The sequence below is a fragment of the Luteibacter sahnii genome (assembly GCF_034063545.1).
GTDB lineage: Bacteria > Pseudomonadota > Gammaproteobacteria > Xanthomonadales > Rhodanobacteraceae > Luteibacter > Luteibacter sahnii.
In genome coordinates, this window is sequence record NZ_JAQLOK010000001.1 from 1,036,428 (window position 1) to 1,053,508 (window position 17,081).

The window sequence follows — 17,081 nt, forward strand, 5'->3', positions numbered from 1 at the left end:
GCACCGCGGGCGGCCGGGTGTCCGGGGAACGACCAGGATCGGTATCCGTCCCCGTTAAGCGGGCGCGTACCGGTGCCTCACCTCCCGGCGGGAGGGTGTTCTCGCCGTTGCCGCCCCGCGTCGTCCCCGCGAGATCCGATACAGGTCTAACCCATGCTCCGTCGTCGTGAACCGGTAAGGTGATCATGGAATGGATCGCAAAGCTCGCGCACGCGGGTACCCTGCTCATCGTCAATGCCCTGCTGGCGGCCCTGTCGTCCGCGTTTTTCCTCGCCCTCTACCTCGCCTATCCACGGGCACGACGACAGGCCGGCGTGCTGCTGTGGACACTCGGTTACGCGGCGTTCGCGGTCGGTTTCAGCGTCCTCGTGCTTCCCGGCCTGCATGTGCGCTTTGCCTATTTGGGGCTGGTGGGCAACCTGGCGATCGATGCCGGTGCGGTGCTGGGCCTGCTCGCCGTCAACACTTATCTGAAGCTGTCCAGGGGCAGGCTATGGGTGCTTGTTCCCGTGGCGATGCTGGCCGTGACCGAAGCGTGGGTGGTGTTGCGCCTGGGCGAGCAGTTGCGGTTGATGGTGATCCTCGGCGGTGCACTGACCGCGGTGCTCGCCTTCGCCACGGGCGTGGCGTTCTGGCAGTGCCAGGACGAACCGCGGCGGCCGGTCGCCCGCCTGGCGGGTGCGTTTCATGTTCTCTGGGCCGTCATGCTGCTGGTCCGGATGGCCTGGTGGATCGCGCACCCGGCGGCCGACCCGGGCCATGACCCGACCTCCACCTTCGGACTGCTTTCGCGCATCCTGCTGACCTGGGTGCTGACGCCCGCCGTGCTTTGGATGCTGACCCGCCAGCTCGACGCGGAACTGATCCGCTACGCCAGCCAGGATCCGCTCACCGGCATCTCCAACCGCCGCGTGATGTGGGAACGGGGCCAGCATCGCGCCGCGGAGTCGCGGCGAGGTCACACCGCGCTGGCCGTACTGATGATCGACGTGGACCACTTCAAGGCCATCAACGACCGCTGGGGCCACGACGGCGGCGATCACATCCTCGTATCGCTCGCCGGTACGCTGCAAGCGAACGTCCGGGCGGACGACCTTCTGGCGCGCGTCGGCGGCGAAGAATTCATGGTGCTGATCCACGATGCGTCCCCACAGGCGGTGATCGACGCCGCCGAGCGGCTTCGCGCCGCTGTCGAACGCGACCCCGTCGCCTTGCCGTCAGGCGAGCGCTGGCCGTGCACTGTCAGTATCGGCTACTGCCTCGCCACGTGCGGGGAGGCCGGCTGGAGCGACGTGGTGATCGCCGCGGACAAAGCCCTCTATGCGGCCAAACGCGCGGGCCGTAACCGTGTGATGGGGGAAACGATGTCGCATCCGTCGCTGGGTGACGGAGCCAACGGCGGGTCGCCGTCACCGGAGGCGACCGCGAGCCCCGGGTGAACGCCACCGGTCAGACCGGCGCAGGGGTGACCGCATGGCGTACCTGGCAAGCGATCACCGGGCGGGTTGTCGGCGCACCCACGCCACCACCTCGGCGACGGCCCGGCCGACGCCCTCCGGGTTCTCGAGCACCATCGCGTGCCCGGCATTCGGGATGGTGAAGCTGGCCTGGGCCAGTTCGTTCACCCGCGGCGTAACGCCCAGTCCCGGCGGCGTGCGCTCCCCGCGCATCAGGAAGGTCGGGATCGTCGCCATGACCTCGGCGACGTCGCTCACGTAGGCCGGGCGCAGGGTTTCCAGCAGCGCGGCGCGTGCGGCGGCGTGGATCACCTCGGCGGGCTGGTGGTCGAGCCACTCCTTCAGGCGGTCCAGCGCCGCGTCGTTGAGGCGGCAGGCGTCGGACGTCATCAGGCTCCCGGGCGACTGCCGCGTCTGCGCGAGCCAGCGCACGACGTCGGCCGGCGCCATGGGCGCCAGGCGCGACGACAGGAACGCGTCGCTCGGCGCGAGGTTGCCTTCCGCGCTTACCAGAGCCGCGATGCGCTCGGGATGCTCCCTCGCGTAACGCATCACGACGGCGGCGCCGGCCGAATGGCCGACGACGATGGCCGGGTCGAGGCCGACGTGGCGCTCGATCCACGTGGCGAGATGTTCGGCCTGGTGGGCGACCGACATGCGTCCGGGATCGGCGTAGCCGTAGGTGCCGAAGCCGAGCAGATCGGGCATCCAGACGTCGTCGGGATCGAGGCCCGTCGACAGTTCGGCGAAGCGGAGATGGCCGATGAAGCCATGGACGTAGATCACGGGAATGCGCATACGTGCACATCGGCACGGGCGCCGTGTTCTTGAGCGGTCGCGGGTCATGTTCACGCGTATATGATCGCGACGTCCCCACCATCCACGCACCGTCGGCACGAGCGTCCCATGCGTTCCCTTTCCAGCCAACTCACAGCCATCTGCCTGGTGAGCGCCCTGTGCTGCATCGGGCTGGGCTGGATACTCGTGGGCATCTACGGGCAGACCGACGGCGTGCAGACGGAGGCCGCGGCACGCCAGGTGCAGACCGAGTGCGCACGCCTGGGCGAGCGTTTCGCCGCGGCGACCGACGCCGCCCGCGCGAGCGATCATGCGCAGGAACTTGCGGGCGTGGTGCTGCAACTGGTGTTGCAAGAGGCACCCGGCGTGGAAGGCGGCGTGTACGACCCCGCGCGCGGCAACATCGCCTATGCGTTTCCCACCTATGACGGCTCGGACACCAAGCTCGACGTGCCGCAGGCCGAACGGACGAACATCGAGACGGTCGCCTCGCGCGCGCTGGCGCAGCGCGGCACCGTGCTGTACACCCGCGAGGGACGGCGTGAGGCGTTGCTGATCGCCGCCTGCCCGCTGGGCCGGGCCTGGGCCGCCTGGACGATGACGCGCGTGGCGAACGCGCGTGACGGCACGTACGGTCCGCTCGCGGCGGGGCTGGCGGTGCTCCTCGCGGTGGTACTGGTGACCGCGGTCGGCCTGGCGACGATCACCCGGCGCTGGCGGGCGAAGTTCGACGCGGTCGGCAAGGCGCTTGCGGGCAGCGAACGCGTGCCGTCGATACCGCCGACCGGCTCACCCGAGATCGATCGTCTGTCCGACGCGGTGATGGCCTATGCCGCACGCGTCGAAGAGGCCCGCCGGGAGCGCCTCGCCCTCGACGCGACCCTGCAACGCCACGAGCGGCTGACGACGCTAGGCCGGATGACAGCCACGGTGGCGCATGAGATCCGCAATCCCATCGGCACGATGCGCCTGGCCGCCGAGAATGCCTTGCATGCCGATCCCGACGGCATGTCCCCCGCGGCCCAGCGTTCGCTCGGCATGGTGCTGACCCAGGTGGACCGTCTCAACCGCGTCGTCGAGAGCCTGCTTGCGATGGTGCAGCCGGTGCGGGTGGTGCCCACCTGGACGCCGCTCGACGCCTGGCTGGATACCTTTATCCATGAGACATCCTGGCCGCGGGCGTTCGACGTCGATGCCGATGCCGTCGATGAGCCGTCGTGGTACATGGACGGCGAACAGATGCGTCGCGCCGCGGAAAACCTCGTGCGCAACGCGATGCAGCACGCACCAGCCGACGGTCGTGTGCGCCTGGCGGTATCCACGCGGGGCAGGGTGTTGCGCGTCGCGGTGGAGAACGACGGCGAGCCCATCGCCGCCGACGTGGCGGCCCGCCTCTTCGAGCCGTTCGTGAGCGGCCGCATCGATGGCCACGGGCTGGGCCTGGCGCTGGTTATGGACATCGCGCTCGCCCATGGCGGCAGCGCGGGCCACCTGCGCGAACACGACATGACGCGATTCTTCATCGAGGTGCCATGGCACGCATCCTGATCATCGACGACGACGCGGATTTCCGCGACACGCTGGCGTCCACGCTGGAGTCGATGGGGCACGACGTCGACGTGGTGGGCGACGGTCGCGAAGGGTTGGTGGCGCTCGAGCAAGCCGACGTCGATCTCGCGTTCCTCGACTACCTCATGCCGGGCCGGGATGGCCTCTCGGTGCTGCGCACGCTCGGCGAGGGTGGGGCATCGCCGCGGATTCCCATCATCATGCTCACCGCCCATGCGACGGGCGAGAACACGATCGCGGCGATGCGCTACGGCGCGTTCGACCACCTCACCAAGCCGATCGGACGCGACGATCTCGCCGCCGTGATCGCCCGCGCCTGGCAGGCGAAAGCCCCGCCCGCGCCCGCACCCGCCGCCGCGCCCGACGGCGTGGAAAGCGAACCACTGCTGGTCGGCGTCAGCGACGCCATGCGTGCCGTGCAGAAGACGGTCGGCATGGCCGCCGCCACGAGCGTCCCCGTGCTGATCCACGGCGAGACCGGCACGGGCAAGGACGTGGTCGCGCACGCGCTCCATCGGGCCAGCGCTCGCGCCGGCATGCCCTTCATCGCGGTCAATTGCGCGGCGATTCCCGCCGAACTCATGGAGAGCGAACTCTTCGGCCATCGCAAGGGGGCGTTCACCGGCGCGGTCGCGGAACGCAAGGGGCATTTCCGCGAGGCCGAGGGCGGCACGCTCTTCCTCGACGAAATCGGCGACATGCCCGCCGCGATGCAGGCGAAGCTGTTGCGCGTGCTGCAGGAGCAGGAGGTCGTGCCGGTCGGCGCCAGCCAGCCCGTGCGGGTGGACGTGCGGGTGGTGGCCGCCAGCCACCGCGACCTCGCCCAGCGCGTCGCGGACGGGCAGTTCCGTGCCGACCTGCTCTATCGCCTCGATGTGCTGTCGGTCCGCATCGCGCCGTTGCGCGACCGTCGCGAGGACATCGAGCCGCTGGTGCGGCATTTCCTTGCCGGGCGCAAGCGCATCGCGGCGGATGCGCTGGCTGCGCTGTGCGCGTATCCGTGGCCCGGCAACGTGCGCCAGCTGCGCAACGCAATCGAGCGGGGCGTCGCGCTGTCGCGCACGGAGATGCTTACCGTGCACGATCTGGCCGCGATCCTTCCCGAGCACGCCGCGCCAGAGGACGTGCGCGACGCGCCGGACGGCACCACGTTGCCCGAGGCTGTCGAAGCGCTCGAGCGGCGGATGATTCGCGACGCGCTCGACGTGGCGCAGGGCAACCGGGCCGAGGCGGCGCGGCGTCTCGGCATCCGGCGCCAGTTGTTGTACCGGAAGATGGCCGACTACGGTCTGGAGTGATGTCCCTTCCGACGACACCGAGGTGTCCCTTTGCAGGACACCCGCAAGCGAAGACGACGCCGAAAACCGCCTGATACGGCCATTTTGCCGTTGGCACGGAACCTGCTCTCACCTCCATGCGGAATGTTCCCGCAGAGAACGGAGAGTGCCATGCGTCGCATCCTTGCCTGCCTGTGCGCAGCATCCCTGACCGCCGCCGCGGCCCACGCCCAGGATCTTCCCCCGCCGCCGCCCGCGCCACCGGGTCCCGGTGCGCCGGTGCAGGTCGAGCAGACGGTGCAGCGTTTCATCGCCAATCCGAACGGCGACGTCGACACGCTCATCCTGGGCGACGGCACGCAGGTGCCGGTGCCGCCGCCGGTCGGCAACGCGCTCGCGAACGAGCGGCATGCCACGTTGAGCATCCATGGTTCGCGCCTTGCCGATGCCCCTGTGATCGTGCCGGACAGCATCCGCGAGGGATCGCGCGACTGGCTCGCCAACGCCCCGGCGCCCGTGCCGCCGGCCGCTCCCCCGGCGCTGGCACCGATGAAAGCGTCCGGGCGCGTCGCCGAGGTGCTATTCGGACCGCGGGGTGAAGCCAACGGCGTGCTGTTGACCGACGGCACCGTGGTTCGCGTGCCACCGCACGCGGCCCTCGCCCAGCCGAACCTGCTGGTCAAGGGCGCATCGTTCAGCGCCAGCGGCTTCGGTGTGGCCAACGGCGGCCAACGCGCGTTGCAGGCGGTGTCCATCGGCACGACCCCGTCGAGCGAACAGGCCATCACGCCGCCCCCGCCTCCGCCGCCGGTGACCGCGGGCCAGGCGCCGATGACGCCGCCGCGCTGATCCGTACCGTCCCCTGCGTCTTTCCCCACGCCCCGCCTCCCGGAGACCCCTCATGTCGATGTTGACCTGGATTCATATCGGTGACCTGCACGCCTCCGACGAAGACGACTACGTCAGCGTCGGTCACCTGGAAACGATCGTGGAGGCGGTCAACCGGGCGCCGGAAGGCGCGGTGGATTTCGTTTACCTGCCGGGCGACAACGCCAACCACGCCACGCAGGAGCAGTACCGGCGCCTGCGTCCGCTGCTGGATCGACTGAACGTGCCGTTCCACGCCATCCCGGGCGACCACGACTTCGAAACGAAGAGCCTGGATACGTTCTATACCGAGTTAGGCATGGACCACCTGCCCATGGCGGTCGACGTGAAGGGCCACCGGTGCCTTTTCCTCGATGTGGTCTCCGCGGGCACCGGTGGCCCGGACTTCCGGCTCGGCGATACCCAGTGGGGCTGGTTGCAGCACGAACTGCACCGCTCACAGGCCGCCGAGCAGCCCGCCGTGGTCTTCATGCACGCCTATCCCGGCGACCTGAAGCAGGGTGGTGAAGCGATTGCCCACGCGTTCGCCGATGCCAACGTCGCGTTCGTGGATACGGGGCATACGCATTACAACGAGTTGCTCAACGACGGATGGGTGATCTATGGGGCGACACGTTCCACGGGCCAGATTGAGGAAGACGACGGGCGGCCCGGCTATACGGTGATCCATGTCGATGATGGCGTGGTGAGCTGGCGCTTCCGGCGCCTGGGCGATGACCGTCCGTTCGTCACCATCACCCAGCCGGCGGATCATCGCCTCGTTACTGGCCGCACGCGTCACGAGCCGCTCAAGGACGGACGGATGACGATCCGCGCGAAGGTCCTGGGCGATGATGTGACTGCCGTGACGGCATCCGTCGGGGGTGGCGACGCGGTGGCGATGCACCCGGTGCCGGGTGAACCGGCGGTGTGGGCGTGCGCGGTGTCGGTCGACGCGCAGGCCCGTCCGCTGGAGGTCGTGGTCACCGCCACCGACCGTCAGGGCGCCGTGGGCGACGATGCCATCCGCGTCGCGACGCATCCCGCCGAGGCACGCACCGGACGCCACGGGCTCGGCACCGATGTGCATGCCATCGAGGCTTGGCCGCGCCACGGTCTGCTCGGCAGCCAGCTCGGTCCGAACAAGAACGGGAGGCACTGGTGAGCGGGGGGGCGAACACGCCGATGAAAGGTCGGCGTCCGCTCGAGGCGCTGAACTTCTTCGTGGCGGACGTGCAGGCGGGCATCGGTCCGTTCCTGGGGGTCTATCTGCAGTCGCTCGGGTGGAACACCTCGAGCATCGGCACGGTGATGACCCTCGGGGGTGTCGCCGGTCTCGCGGTGACCGCGCCCGCCGGTGCCGTGGTCGACGCGACGCGCCACAAGCGCGCGGCCATCATCGTATCGAGCATCTTTACGGTGCTGGCGTCCTGCATCGTGTGGTTCGCCCATTCGTTCGCGATGGTCGCCTTTTCCCAGGTGGCCACGGCCATCGCCGGTGCCCTGATCGTGCCGGCGATCACAGGCATCACGCTGGGCATGGCCCGGGCGCGCGGCTTCGATCGCCAGTTCGGCCGTAACCAGGTGGCCAACCACGCGGGTAACGTGGTCGGTGCCGCGGTATCGGGCTACATCGGATGGAAATTCGGCTTTGGCGGCGTGTTCGCGGTGGCCGCGATCTTCGGCGTGTTCGCGGTGGCGTCGGTCGTGTGCATTCCCGCCGATGCGATCGATCATCGGGCGGCTCGTGGCCTGGAGGACGATGACGATACCGACGACGCGCCTTCGGGCTTCCGCACGCTGGTGACGTGCAAGCCGCTGCTCCTGCTCTCGGTGGCCTTGTTGCTTTTCCATCTGGGCAACGCCGCCATGCTGCCGTTGTTCGGCCTGGCGGTGGTGTCCACCGGCAGCAGCGATCCCAGCGCCTTCACCGCGCTCACGATCATCGTGGCGCAGCTGGTGATGGTGGTGGCGGCGATGGTCGCGCCGCGGCTTATCCGTTCGTACGGTTACTGGTGGGTCATTCTCATTACGTTTCTGGCCTTGCCCGTTCGCGGCGTGATCGCGGCGTTCTGCATCCACCGCTGGGGCGTGTATCCCGTGCAGGCCCTGGACGGGGTCGGTGCCGGCCTGCAAAGCGTGGCCGTGCCTGCGCTCGTTGCACGGCTGATGCAGGGCACGGGTCGCGTCAACGTCGCGCAGGGCGCGGTGATGACGATGCAGGGTGTGGGTGCCGCGCTGAGCCCCGCCCTGGGCGGGTTCATCGCCCAACTCATCAACTATCGCGGTGCGTTTCTCGCGCTCGGCGCGATCGCCGTGGCATCCGTCGCCCTATGGGTGGTGAATCGCCACTGGCTTGCGGATGAAGGCCTGACCGGCCACGACGCGGATCGTGCAACGCCCGCACTGGAGACCCCATGAGCCTTCAGGTGGTGTCGTGGATCGTGGTCGCGCTTGCCGTGCTCGGCGTGGTGGCGCGACCGTTCAAGTGGCCGGAGGCCATCTGGGCCGTGGCCGGTGCCGTCATCGTCGTGTCGATCGGCGGCCTGCAGTGGCGCGACGCCGTCGAGGCGGTGGGTAAAGGCACGGACGTCTATCTCTTCCTGATCGGCATGATGCTTCTGTCGGAACTGGGCCGTCGCGAAGGACTGTTCGACTGGATCGCCGCGATCGCGGTGAATCACGCGCACGGATCGCCGAAGCGTTTGTTCATACTTGTGTACCTGATCGGCATCGTGACCACCACCTTCCTGTCCAACGATGCGACGGCCGTGGTCATGACGCCCGCGGTGTTCGCGGTGGCACGCAAGGCGGACGCAAAGCCGTTGCCGCTACTCTTCATCTGCGCCTTCATCGCCAACGCCGCGAGCTTCGTGCTGCCGATTTCCAACCCGGCCAACCTGGTGATGTACGACGGGCACCTGCCGGCACTGCTGCCGTGGATCGAGCGGTTTGGCCTGGCCGCGCTCATCGCCATCGTGGTGACGTTCGGCTGCCTGTACGCGACCCAGCGACGTGCATTGGCCGGCGAATGCGCGCGGTCGGTCGAGGTGCCTTCCCTTTCGGTCGGCGGCCGAGTGGCTCTCGTTGCCATCGCCGTGACGGCGGTGGTCTTGCTGGCGGCCTCCGCGTTGCGCATCGAACTTGGCGCGCCGACCGCCGTGATGGGCGTGCTGGCGGTGGTCGCAGTGCTGGTGCGCAACCGCGAGGGTCCGCTTCCCATCCTTCGCGAGGTCTCGTGGAGCGTGTTGCCGCTCGTCGCGGGACTGTTTGTGCTCGTCGAAGTGCTGTTGAAGACCGGCGTGGTGGACCTGCTCGCCCGGCAACTCTCGGCGCTGGCATCGCGCGGCGTGCAGGACGGCGCCTGGACGGCCTCGCTGCTCACGGCGCTGGCCAGCAACGTCGCCAACAACCTGCCCGTGGGGTTGCTCGCGAGCGCCACCATGGCCCAGGCGGACGTACCCAGCCGCATCGTCGATGCGACCCTGGTCGGCGTAGACCTCGGCCCCAACCTGTCGATCACCGGGTCGCTGGCGACGATCCTCTGGTTGCAGGCGGTGCGCCGGGAAGGTGAGGACGTGGGTTTCGTGTCCTTCCTGCGCATCGGCGTCGTGGTGATGGTGCCGGCGCTGCTGCTGTCGCTCGCGGCCTTGCTGGCGTTCGGGTGACGCATCGCAAGTTCCAGCGGTTACGGTGCAGTCAAGCGGGGCGGCGGCGTTGCTTTTAAGGTGATGTCCGACCGCCACCGATGGGCCGCCGATCATGACGTTGCCGAACCGCCGTCGTTTCCTCAAAGCCTCGCTCCAGGGCCTGGCCGTCGCCTCGTTAGGGCAATGGTCCGCTCCGCGCGCCGGTGAAACCTTTACCCCACTGCGCGATCTCGCGGCGTCCAAGGGCATCGCCTTCGGTTTCGCGGTCGACCCGTCACGGATTCGTGCCGACGTGGCCTACCGCGATGTCGTCGCGAAACAGGCCAATCTGCTGGTGCCGGAAAACGCCCTGAAATGGGCCGAGGTGCATCCCGACCCGGACCGCTACGAGTTCGGTCCGGTGGACGATCTTGTCGCGTTCGCCCGGGATCATGGTCAGCGGACGCGTGGACACACGCTGTGCTGGCATCGCGCGATGCCCGACTGGCTCGGCCAGGTCGGCCGCGACCGTGCCGAGGCCGTGCTGACGGCGCATATCCGCACCGTCGTCGGGCGCTATCGGGGGCGGATAATGTCGTGGGATGTCGTCAATGAAGCGATCGAGCCCAACGATGGCCAGGGTGGGGGGCTGCGCGACAGTTTCTGGTACCGCATGCTGGGTCCGCGCTACCTGGACATCGCCTATGCCACGGCGCATGACGCCGATCCCCAGGCGGTGCTCTGTTACAACGATTACGGCCTCGAAGCCGATTCGCCCTGGTCAGAGCGAAAACGCGGCGCGGTGCTGGACATGCTTCGCGGCCTGCGGCGGCGCAACGTGCCGGTGCAGGCGATCGGCTTGCAGTCGCATCTGCGCCTGGGCGAGGCACAACGCATCGGCCCGGGTCTCACGCGTTTCATTCATGCCGCGCGGGACATGGGGCTAGCGGTTTATGTCACCGAGCTGGATGTCGACGACAGCGCGTTCGACGGGCGCGGTGATCGCGACGGCGCGGTCGCCGACACCTACAAGCGCTACCTCGATCTGGTGCTCGGCACGGGCGCGGTGTCCGCCGTACTCACCTGGGGCGTGTGGGACCCGGACACGCCGCACCGGATCGGTGCGACGCCGCAGGGCGCGTTTGCCCAACGTCCTTTGGTGTTCGGTCGCGAGGGGGCGTTGAAGCCGGCGAGTTGGGTAGTCGCCCACTGTCTTGAGCGGGCGCTCCGAGTGCGTACGTTCGGCACTTGAAGGGCTGGCGGATTTGGTGCAAATCTGTCGGCCTACTTGGGGGAGACGTGCATGAACCGACTGACCATGATGATGATTCTGCCGGCCGCGATGGTACCGGTAGCCGTTCTGGTGTTGCGGCAGCTTCACGTGCACGACGGGTTGGCCGGTTTGACGGTGGGCGTGCTCATCGGCCTGTCCCTTGTCGGCGGGTTGAGCCACCGCCAGCGTAAGCGCTATTGCCGCGTCGGCGGCTGAGCGCGGGCCACGCTCAAGATCGGCGGTGGCGTGCCGTTGATACGGGTGTGCGGTGATCGATGGCGGGTAGGGTACTTGTCGTCGCGCCGACGGCCCGCCTGCCCGAACGCGTGAGCGAACGGGCGGTCGAACGATCCCTTCGACCCGCCCTTTCGCTCACGATCCGACGATGACCCTCACGACCCGGCTGTTCCGACGCGAATCCGAAGACGTCTATCGCGCGCTGGTCGCCGACCTCACGCTGACGCTCATTCCCACCAGCATCATGGGGCTGACCCTGGTCGGCGTCGGGGTGCTGGTCTGGCGCGCCACGGGCAACGGGGTTTTCTTTCTCGCGGCGCTGGTCGGTGGGTTCGGTTCGCTGGCAAAGCTGGTGCTGATGGCGACCCAGAAGCGGCACCATCCCCGCGAGGCGACCGACCTGCGCGACACCGTGCGCTGGGAACGCCGCCATGGCATCGCGACCGTGGTGGTGGCCGCGTCCGTCGGCGTCTGCTGTGCCGCCGCGTTCCGGGGCGCCGACCTGCGGATCCACATGCTGATGACGGCGCTGCTGTTCGGCTATTGCTCGGGGGTGGTGTCGCGCCTGGGCATCCGGCCGCGCATCGCCTACGTTGCCTTGCTCCTCGCGGCGATACCGGCCATCGCCACGGCCGCGCACACCGACGAATCCGGCCACCGTATTCTCGCGATCATGTTCGGCATCTTCCTGCTGGGCGCGTTCGAAACCGTGAACCACGTGCATCGCACGGCCGTCAGGTATATCCAGATGCAGCTGGACATGGCGTCGCTCGCGCGTCATGACGCGCTGACCGGGTTGGCCAACCGTCTGGGCCTGCAGGAGGCCTTCCGACGCGAAACCTCGCAAGGTGGCCGGATCGCGGTGCATTGCATCGACCTGGACGGGTTCAAGGCGGTGAATGACCGCTACGGGCATGCCGGTGGCGACGAGGTGCTCGTGGCCGTGGCGCAGCGCCTGCTCGCGGCCGTGCCCCTCGATGCCACCGTGGCCCGCGTGGGCGGTGACGAGTTCGTCGTGCTCCAGGGCGGCGGGATCGAGGAGGCCGAAGTAAGCACGCTGGCCGCCGACATCGAAGCGGCGCTGTGCCAGCCTTACGCGCTTGGCGAGGGCATCGTCGCTGTCAGCGGTAGCGTGGGTTACGCGCTGGCCGACGGGACGGCCGGGTTTGGCGACATGCTGCGCGTCGCCGACGAGGCGTCGTACCGGGCGAAACGGCGAACGGGCGAACGCGGCATGCGTTGAACGTCCGCGCGGCTAGACCGGACGGATGTCGAGGCCCGCGAGATCGATGTAGGACGCGCTGGCTTCCTGAAGCGTGTGCACCGGCACCATCCGGGCGACCCGACCCAGGCGTGCGTCGATGTCCTGGAACGATTCGTCCTCCCAGAGCCGGTCGATCGCCGCGCCGGCTTCGAACGTGGCGATTAACACCAGTTCGCCGTGGGTTCCCTCGCCGATGAGCGGGTCCTGGGCCAGAACGCCCAGATCTCGCGCGCGGCGGTGTTGGTCTCGCAGCAGGTCGAGCACGCTCTGGCGCTGACCGGGCTCGGGCCGATAGGCCACGATGAGCAGGCGACGCATGGATGGTCCTTCACGGCGTGGGGAGATCGCGGGGTGCGATCCGGGGAGGTGGTTCGAGGGCTTCGTGGGTTTAACGGCCTGGCGGGGATAACCTTGAGCGCCCCGGAAGCGAGGGCTCCCCCTTACGGCTGCCCGGCGTGGCCACCCGCCAGCAGGTCGATCGCCGTGTCGCGCATGTCGCGCATGCTCGCGTTGAGCGTGGCCGGGTTCAGCGCCACCAGCGGGTCGATCCACGCGTGGCGCACCGCCAGGGCCTCGTCGTCGCGGTGCATGCGGCGCAGGGTGTCGTAGAGCCGGGTCGCGCTTTCCAGCGTATGCGCGTCCATGTGCCCCAGCACGCGGTCGCGACCGGCGAGCGCCTCGGCATGCAGGGCGCGGGCGCCCTCGAGGTCGCCGGCGGCGACGTGGATGCGGGCGCAGAGGTCGAGCGTGGCGAACACCATCGGGTTGTCCGGACCGAGCAGGTGGCGGTAGCCGTCCAGCGTTTCGGCCGACAGCGCGAGGGCGTCGCGATGGTCGCCCGCGTGCGAGAGGAAACCGGCGAGGCTGCCGCGGGCGAACAGGGTGTCGGGATGGTCCTTGCCGAGCACACGCTCCCGCGCGGCAAGGATGCGTCGTTGCAGCGCCGCGGCGCCGGGGTAGTCGTCGGCCTTGGCGAGCAGGCGTACTTTCGTCGTCATCGACGCGAGCGTGTCGGCATGGTCGGCACCCTGCTGCGCGGTACGCGCGGCGATGATGCGGTCGATCAACGCGCGGGCACGGTCGAGCCGGCTCAGGCGCACCAGGTTCGTGGCGACCAGGTCTTCGTCGCGCAGCGTGGTGGGATGTTCGAAGCCCAGCCGGCGCTCGTTGGCGTTCGCCACCTGTTCGGCGAGCGCGAGGGAGCGTTCGTATTCGTTGCGCTGGTTCAGCAGGTGCGCGAGCGTGTCGAGGTTCGCCAGTCGCGCCGGTGAATCGTCGGCGAGCAGGCCGCGCGTGTCGGCCATCAGCGACTCGCTCTCACGCGTGGCGTCGTCGCGCCGGCCCAGGTTCACCAGGGCGTCGATGTCGTCGCGACGCACGCGCATCCAGGTCGGGTCGGTCGGCGGAAAATGGCCGCGCATGCGATCGGTGAGTTCGTCCAGCACGGCCGCGGCGTGGATCGGATCGCCGTCGTCTCCCATGGCCCTGGCCCGGCCCCTTTCGAAGTCGATGCGCAGCGGATCGAGCGGCAGCAGGGCCTGTGCGGCATCGCGCACCGAGGCATACGCGGCGAGGGCGTCGCGCGGGCGGCCGGCCAGGGTGAGCGCGTCAGCGAACTCCACCTTCGCCTGGATACGCTCCCGGCCGTCGGGATCGGGCAGGCGCTCACGCACTTCGAGCACGCGGGCGAACTCGGCGGCGGCGTGTTCATAGCTGCCGATGGTGACCAGCGTGCGGGCCAGCGAGCGGCGCATGTCGGCGCCCAGCCCCGGGTCGTCGCGGAACGCTGCCTCGATCGAGGCCAGTCCGTGCGACACCACCTGCCGGTCCAGCGCGCCACGGGCGAGGTCGGTGGGCTCGCCATGCGCCGTGGTGGCGATCGCCCGGCCCATCGCCGCTACGTCCACGTCGTCGAGCACCGATTGCTGGAAGTCGATGGCACGTTGCAGTTCGTGCTGGCGCCTTTGTGCGATCACGCGCTCGGCATCGGCGGCGCGCCAGGCGTGCAGCGACGCTGCGAACCCGCCCAGCAGCGACAGCGTCGCGGCGACCAGCGCGACCACGCCCCAGCGGTTGCGGCGCACGTAGCGCGCCGTGAGGTACGCCATGCTCTGGCGCTTGGCGAGCACGGGGCGCCCGTCCAGGAAACGCTTGAGGTCTTCGGCCAGGTCGTCCGCGCTGGCGTAGCGATGGCTCGGGATGCGGCGCATGGCCTTGAGCACGATCGCGTCGACGTCGGCGGGAATCCGCAGGCCGCTGGCACGGGGCTCCGCCGGGTCGCGGGCACGCAGGCTGGGGGCGGGGGGGCTGCCGGCCGCGATGGCGGACGGCAGTCCGGACGATCCGGTGTCGCCGTCGAAGGGGCGGCGGCCCGCCAGCAACTGGTAGAGCACCACGCCGAGGGCGTAGATGTCCACGGCGGTGGTCAGCGGTCGCTTCTGGATCTGTTCGGGCGCCGCGTAGGCCAGGGTCAGTGGCGCGTTCTCATCGCGCGGTGCGTGGGGCAGGTCGAGCACGCTGGCGACGCCGAAGTCCAGCAGCTTGGCCTGGCCATCCACCGTCACCAGGATGTTGGCGGGCTTGATGTCGCGGTGGATGATCAGGTGGCGATGGGCGAAGCCCACGGCCGAGCACAGTTGCAGGAACAGGCGGACGCGGGCCCGCACGCCCAGTCCGCGTTCGGCGCACCAGTCGTCGATCCGCTCGCCTTCGACGTACTCCATGGCGAGGAAGGGCCGCCCGTCGGACAGCACGCCGCCGTCGAGGAGCCGGGCGATGCCCGGGTGGGCCAGGCGGCCGAGCAGCACGCGTTCCTGGATAAAGCGCTCGAGCAGATCGGGCGAGGTCTCGCCCGCGGCATGGAGAAATTTCAATGCCACCGGCTGGGCGAGTCCGCCGTCGTCGCGGGTGGCCAGCCAGACCACCCCCATGCCGCCTTCGCCCAGCCTGCGGATCACGGTGAACTCGCGCGGGGCATGGGCGGCGGCGCGCGCGCCGGTGAAGTCGGTCGGGGTATCGATGCCGTGGGGAAGCGCCGCGGTGTCGTCCACCGCCGCCATCATCCACGCCACCTCGTCGGCCAGGCCTGGGTCGTCGGCGACCGCCTGCTTCAGGAACGCGTGGCGTTCGGAGGCGGGCAGGTCGCTGGCCGCGTGCACCACGGCCTTGGCCCGCTGGTAATCGGTGGCGGCATTCATGCGTGGGTGAGGGCCCTGCGCAGCCACTCGCGGGCGATCCGCCATTCCCGCTGCACCGTGCGCGCGGACACGCCCAGGATCGCGCCGATCTCTTCTTCCCGCAGGCCGACGAAGAAGCGCATCTCGACGATGCGGGCCTGCCGCGGATCGAGCGCCTCCAGTTCACGCAAGGCGTCGTCCAGCTGGTCGGCGCTGGCCTGTTCGGCCAGCACCTCGCCCCAATGGGTCAGCCCGGTGCGTTCCGAGGCCGGGGGACGCTTCTGGGCGTCGCGTCGGCGGGCGGCGTCGATCAGCACCCGTCGCATCGCCCGGGACGCGAGGCCCGCCAGGTGGGCCTGGTCTTCCGTGGCGGGTGCCTTGCCGCCCGCGAACAGGCGCAGATAGGCCTCGTTGACCAGTTCGGTGGGAGCCAGGGTGCAATCGCCGTGCTCCTGCCGGAGCTGGGCGCGGGCCATCCGGCGCAGGCTGCCGTACATGCGACGCATCAGCTCGTCCATCGCCTCCGGCTCGCCTGCCTCGGCGCGGCGCATCAACCGGTTGAACTCGTCCGCCGGCCCATCGCCGGGTACCGCCACGTCTGCCATCGGCCCTTCGTCCCACCTGCCCCGGGCGAAGGGTAGCGATTATTTGTGTCGCGTGTGTCGTCTTTCGTCCGGTTCCTACGCATACCTCATGTGAAGGCCAGCTCAAACCGCGCACGGCGGTCGGGTCGACGGTCGGCACATCACGGGACGTGGTTCACGTCTTCGCAGGGGAAAACGAGTGAAACAGCTCTTGATCTACGATCGGCCGCGGCCGCTGAACCGCGTGGCCCACCGGTCGCTGCGCCTGGCGACCGGTCCGGCCACCTATGCGTTTTCCCGCACGGTCAATTCGGTGCCCCTGGTGGTGGCGGAGTTCGCCCGGGCGGGGCTGGACTATCCGATCGTGTTCGCGGGGGCGGCCGGCCAGGAGCAGCCGGCGGTGCTGCTGGGGCTGCACGGCGCCGACAATCTTTTCGTGGACGATGGCGGCCACTGGGCCGCCGACGCCTACGTGCCGGCCTTCATCCGCCGCTATCCCTTCGTGCTCGCCGAGGGCGATGGCGGGGAGGATTTCACGGTCTGCGTCGACGAGGGCTACGCCGGGCTCGGTACGGAAGCGGGGGAGCCGCTCTTCAACGACGACGGCAGCGACAGCGACGTGCTCGCCCACGCCGTGCGTTTCCTTTCGGATTTCCAGGCGGCCCTGCGCGACACCCTGGCCTTCACCGAGCGCCTGCGCGACCTCGACCTGCTGGAGACCCGCACGTTGCAGGTGCAGCCGGCGCAGGGCGCGGCAACCGCCCTCGACGGCTTCAAGGTGGTCGCCGCCGATCGCCTGGCGGCGCTGAAGGGTTCGGCGGTGGCGGCCATGCACGGCAACGGCGACCTGGCCCTGGTCCACGCCCATGTGCAGTCCCTGCAGAACGTCCAGCGCCTGTCCGCCCGGCTCGATCGTCGCCGTGTCGCGACGGCCGTGAACTGATCCCACC

General features: G+C 69.3%; 15 protein-coding genes. 11 read left to right on the forward strand and 4 right to left on the reverse strand.

Annotation, left to right across the window (positions count from 1 at the left end):
• Window positions 1-185: 185 nt before the first annotated feature.
• The gene (locus tag PI246_RS04710; protein ID WP_320550122.1) at window positions 186-1,439 is read left to right on the forward strand and encodes a GGDEF domain-containing protein; all 1,254 of its coding nucleotides are present in this window, start codon (window positions 186-188) and stop codon (window positions 1,437-1,439) included.
• A gap of 54 nt (window positions 1,440-1,493) precedes the next feature.
• On the opposite strand, the gene PI246_RS04715 is transcribed toward PI246_RS04710, so the two are convergent.
• On the reverse strand, window positions 1,494-2,255 hold the full coding sequence (locus PI246_RS04715) for an alpha/beta fold hydrolase (RefSeq protein WP_320550123.1): 762 nt from the start codon (window positions 2,253-2,255) through the stop codon (window positions 1,494-1,496).
• 108 nt (window positions 2,256-2,363) lie between these two features.
• Here PI246_RS04715 and PI246_RS04720 point away from each other — a divergent pair, with 108 nt between their 5' ends.
• From PI246_RS04720 to PI246_RS04760, 9 genes are all read left to right on the forward strand, one after another.
• The gene (locus PI246_RS04720; RefSeq protein WP_320550124.1) at window positions 2,364-3,803 is read left to right on the forward strand and encodes a sensor histidine kinase; all 1,440 of its coding nucleotides are present in this window, start codon (window positions 2,364-2,366) and stop codon (window positions 3,801-3,803) included.
• On the forward strand, window positions 3,788-5,122 hold the full coding sequence (locus PI246_RS04725; RefSeq protein ID WP_320550125.1) for a sigma-54-dependent transcriptional regulator: 1,335 nt from the start codon (window positions 3,788-3,790) through the stop codon (window positions 5,120-5,122). The genes PI246_RS04720 and PI246_RS04725 overlap by 16 nt, the downstream gene beginning before the upstream one ends.
• A gap of 150 nt (window positions 5,123-5,272) precedes the next feature.
• The gene (locus tag PI246_RS04730) at window positions 5,273-5,950 is read left to right on the forward strand and encodes a hypothetical protein (RefSeq protein ID WP_320550126.1); all 678 of its coding nucleotides are present in this window, start codon (window positions 5,273-5,275) and stop codon (window positions 5,948-5,950) included.
• Between the two features lie 52 nt (window positions 5,951-6,002).
• On the forward strand, window positions 6,003-7,133 hold the full coding sequence (locus PI246_RS04735) for a metallophosphoesterase family protein (protein WP_320550127.1): 1,131 nt from the start codon (window positions 6,003-6,005) through the stop codon (window positions 7,131-7,133).
• A 20-nt stretch (window positions 7,134-7,153) separates the two neighbouring features.
• Window positions 7,154-8,389, forward strand: a complete 1,236-nt coding sequence (locus PI246_RS04740) for an MFS transporter (RefSeq protein WP_320550128.1) — start codon at window positions 7,154-7,156, stop codon at window positions 8,387-8,389.
• Window positions 8,386-9,636, forward strand: a complete 1,251-nt coding sequence (locus PI246_RS04745; protein WP_320550129.1) for an arsenic transporter — start codon at window positions 8,386-8,388, stop codon at window positions 9,634-9,636. Before PI246_RS04740 ends, PI246_RS04745 begins: the two co-directional genes overlap by 4 nt.
• 94 nt (window positions 9,637-9,730) lie before the next feature.
• The gene (locus PI246_RS04750) at window positions 9,731-10,849 is read left to right on the forward strand and encodes an endo-1,4-beta-xylanase (protein ID WP_320550130.1); all 1,119 of its coding nucleotides are present in this window, start codon (window positions 9,731-9,733) and stop codon (window positions 10,847-10,849) included.
• Window positions 10,850-10,900: 51 nt separating this feature from the next.
• The gene (locus PI246_RS04755; RefSeq protein WP_320550131.1) at window positions 10,901-11,086 is read left to right on the forward strand and encodes a hypothetical protein; all 186 of its coding nucleotides are present in this window, start codon (window positions 10,901-10,903) and stop codon (window positions 11,084-11,086) included.
• Window positions 11,087-11,255: 169 nt separating this feature from the next.
• Window positions 11,256-12,350 (forward strand): GGDEF domain-containing protein, encoded by a 1,095-nt coding sequence (locus PI246_RS04760; RefSeq protein WP_320550132.1) that lies wholly within the window; start codon window positions 11,256-11,258, stop codon window positions 12,348-12,350.
• 12 nt (window positions 12,351-12,362) lie between these two features.
• On the opposite strand, the gene PI246_RS04765 is transcribed toward PI246_RS04760, so the two are convergent.
• The 3 genes from PI246_RS04765 to PI246_RS04775 all read right to left on the reverse strand — a co-directional run bounded on the left by PI246_RS04765 (window position 12,363) and on the right by PI246_RS04775 (window position 16,152).
• Window positions 12,363-12,689, reverse strand: coding sequence for a hypothetical protein (locus PI246_RS04765; RefSeq protein WP_320550133.1), 327 nt, complete (start codon window positions 12,687-12,689; stop codon window positions 12,363-12,365).
• Window positions 12,690-12,811: 122 nt separating this feature from the next.
• Window positions 12,812-15,568, reverse strand: coding sequence for a serine/threonine-protein kinase (locus tag PI246_RS04770; protein ID WP_320550134.1), 2,757 nt, complete (start codon window positions 15,566-15,568; stop codon window positions 12,812-12,814).
• Complete coding sequence (locus tag PI246_RS04775) at window positions 15,565-16,152, reverse strand: ECF-type sigma factor (RefSeq protein ID WP_320550135.1); 588 nt, start codon at window positions 16,150-16,152, stop codon at window positions 15,565-15,567. Before PI246_RS04775 ends, PI246_RS04770 begins: the two co-directional genes overlap by 4 nt.
• 178 nt (window positions 16,153-16,330) lie before the next feature.
• Between PI246_RS04775 and PI246_RS04780 the strand changes: the two genes are divergently transcribed.
• Complete coding sequence (locus PI246_RS04780) at window positions 16,331-17,074, forward strand: SapC family protein (protein WP_320550136.1); 744 nt, start codon at window positions 16,331-16,333, stop codon at window positions 17,072-17,074.
• Window positions 17,075-17,081: the final 7 nt, after the last annotated feature.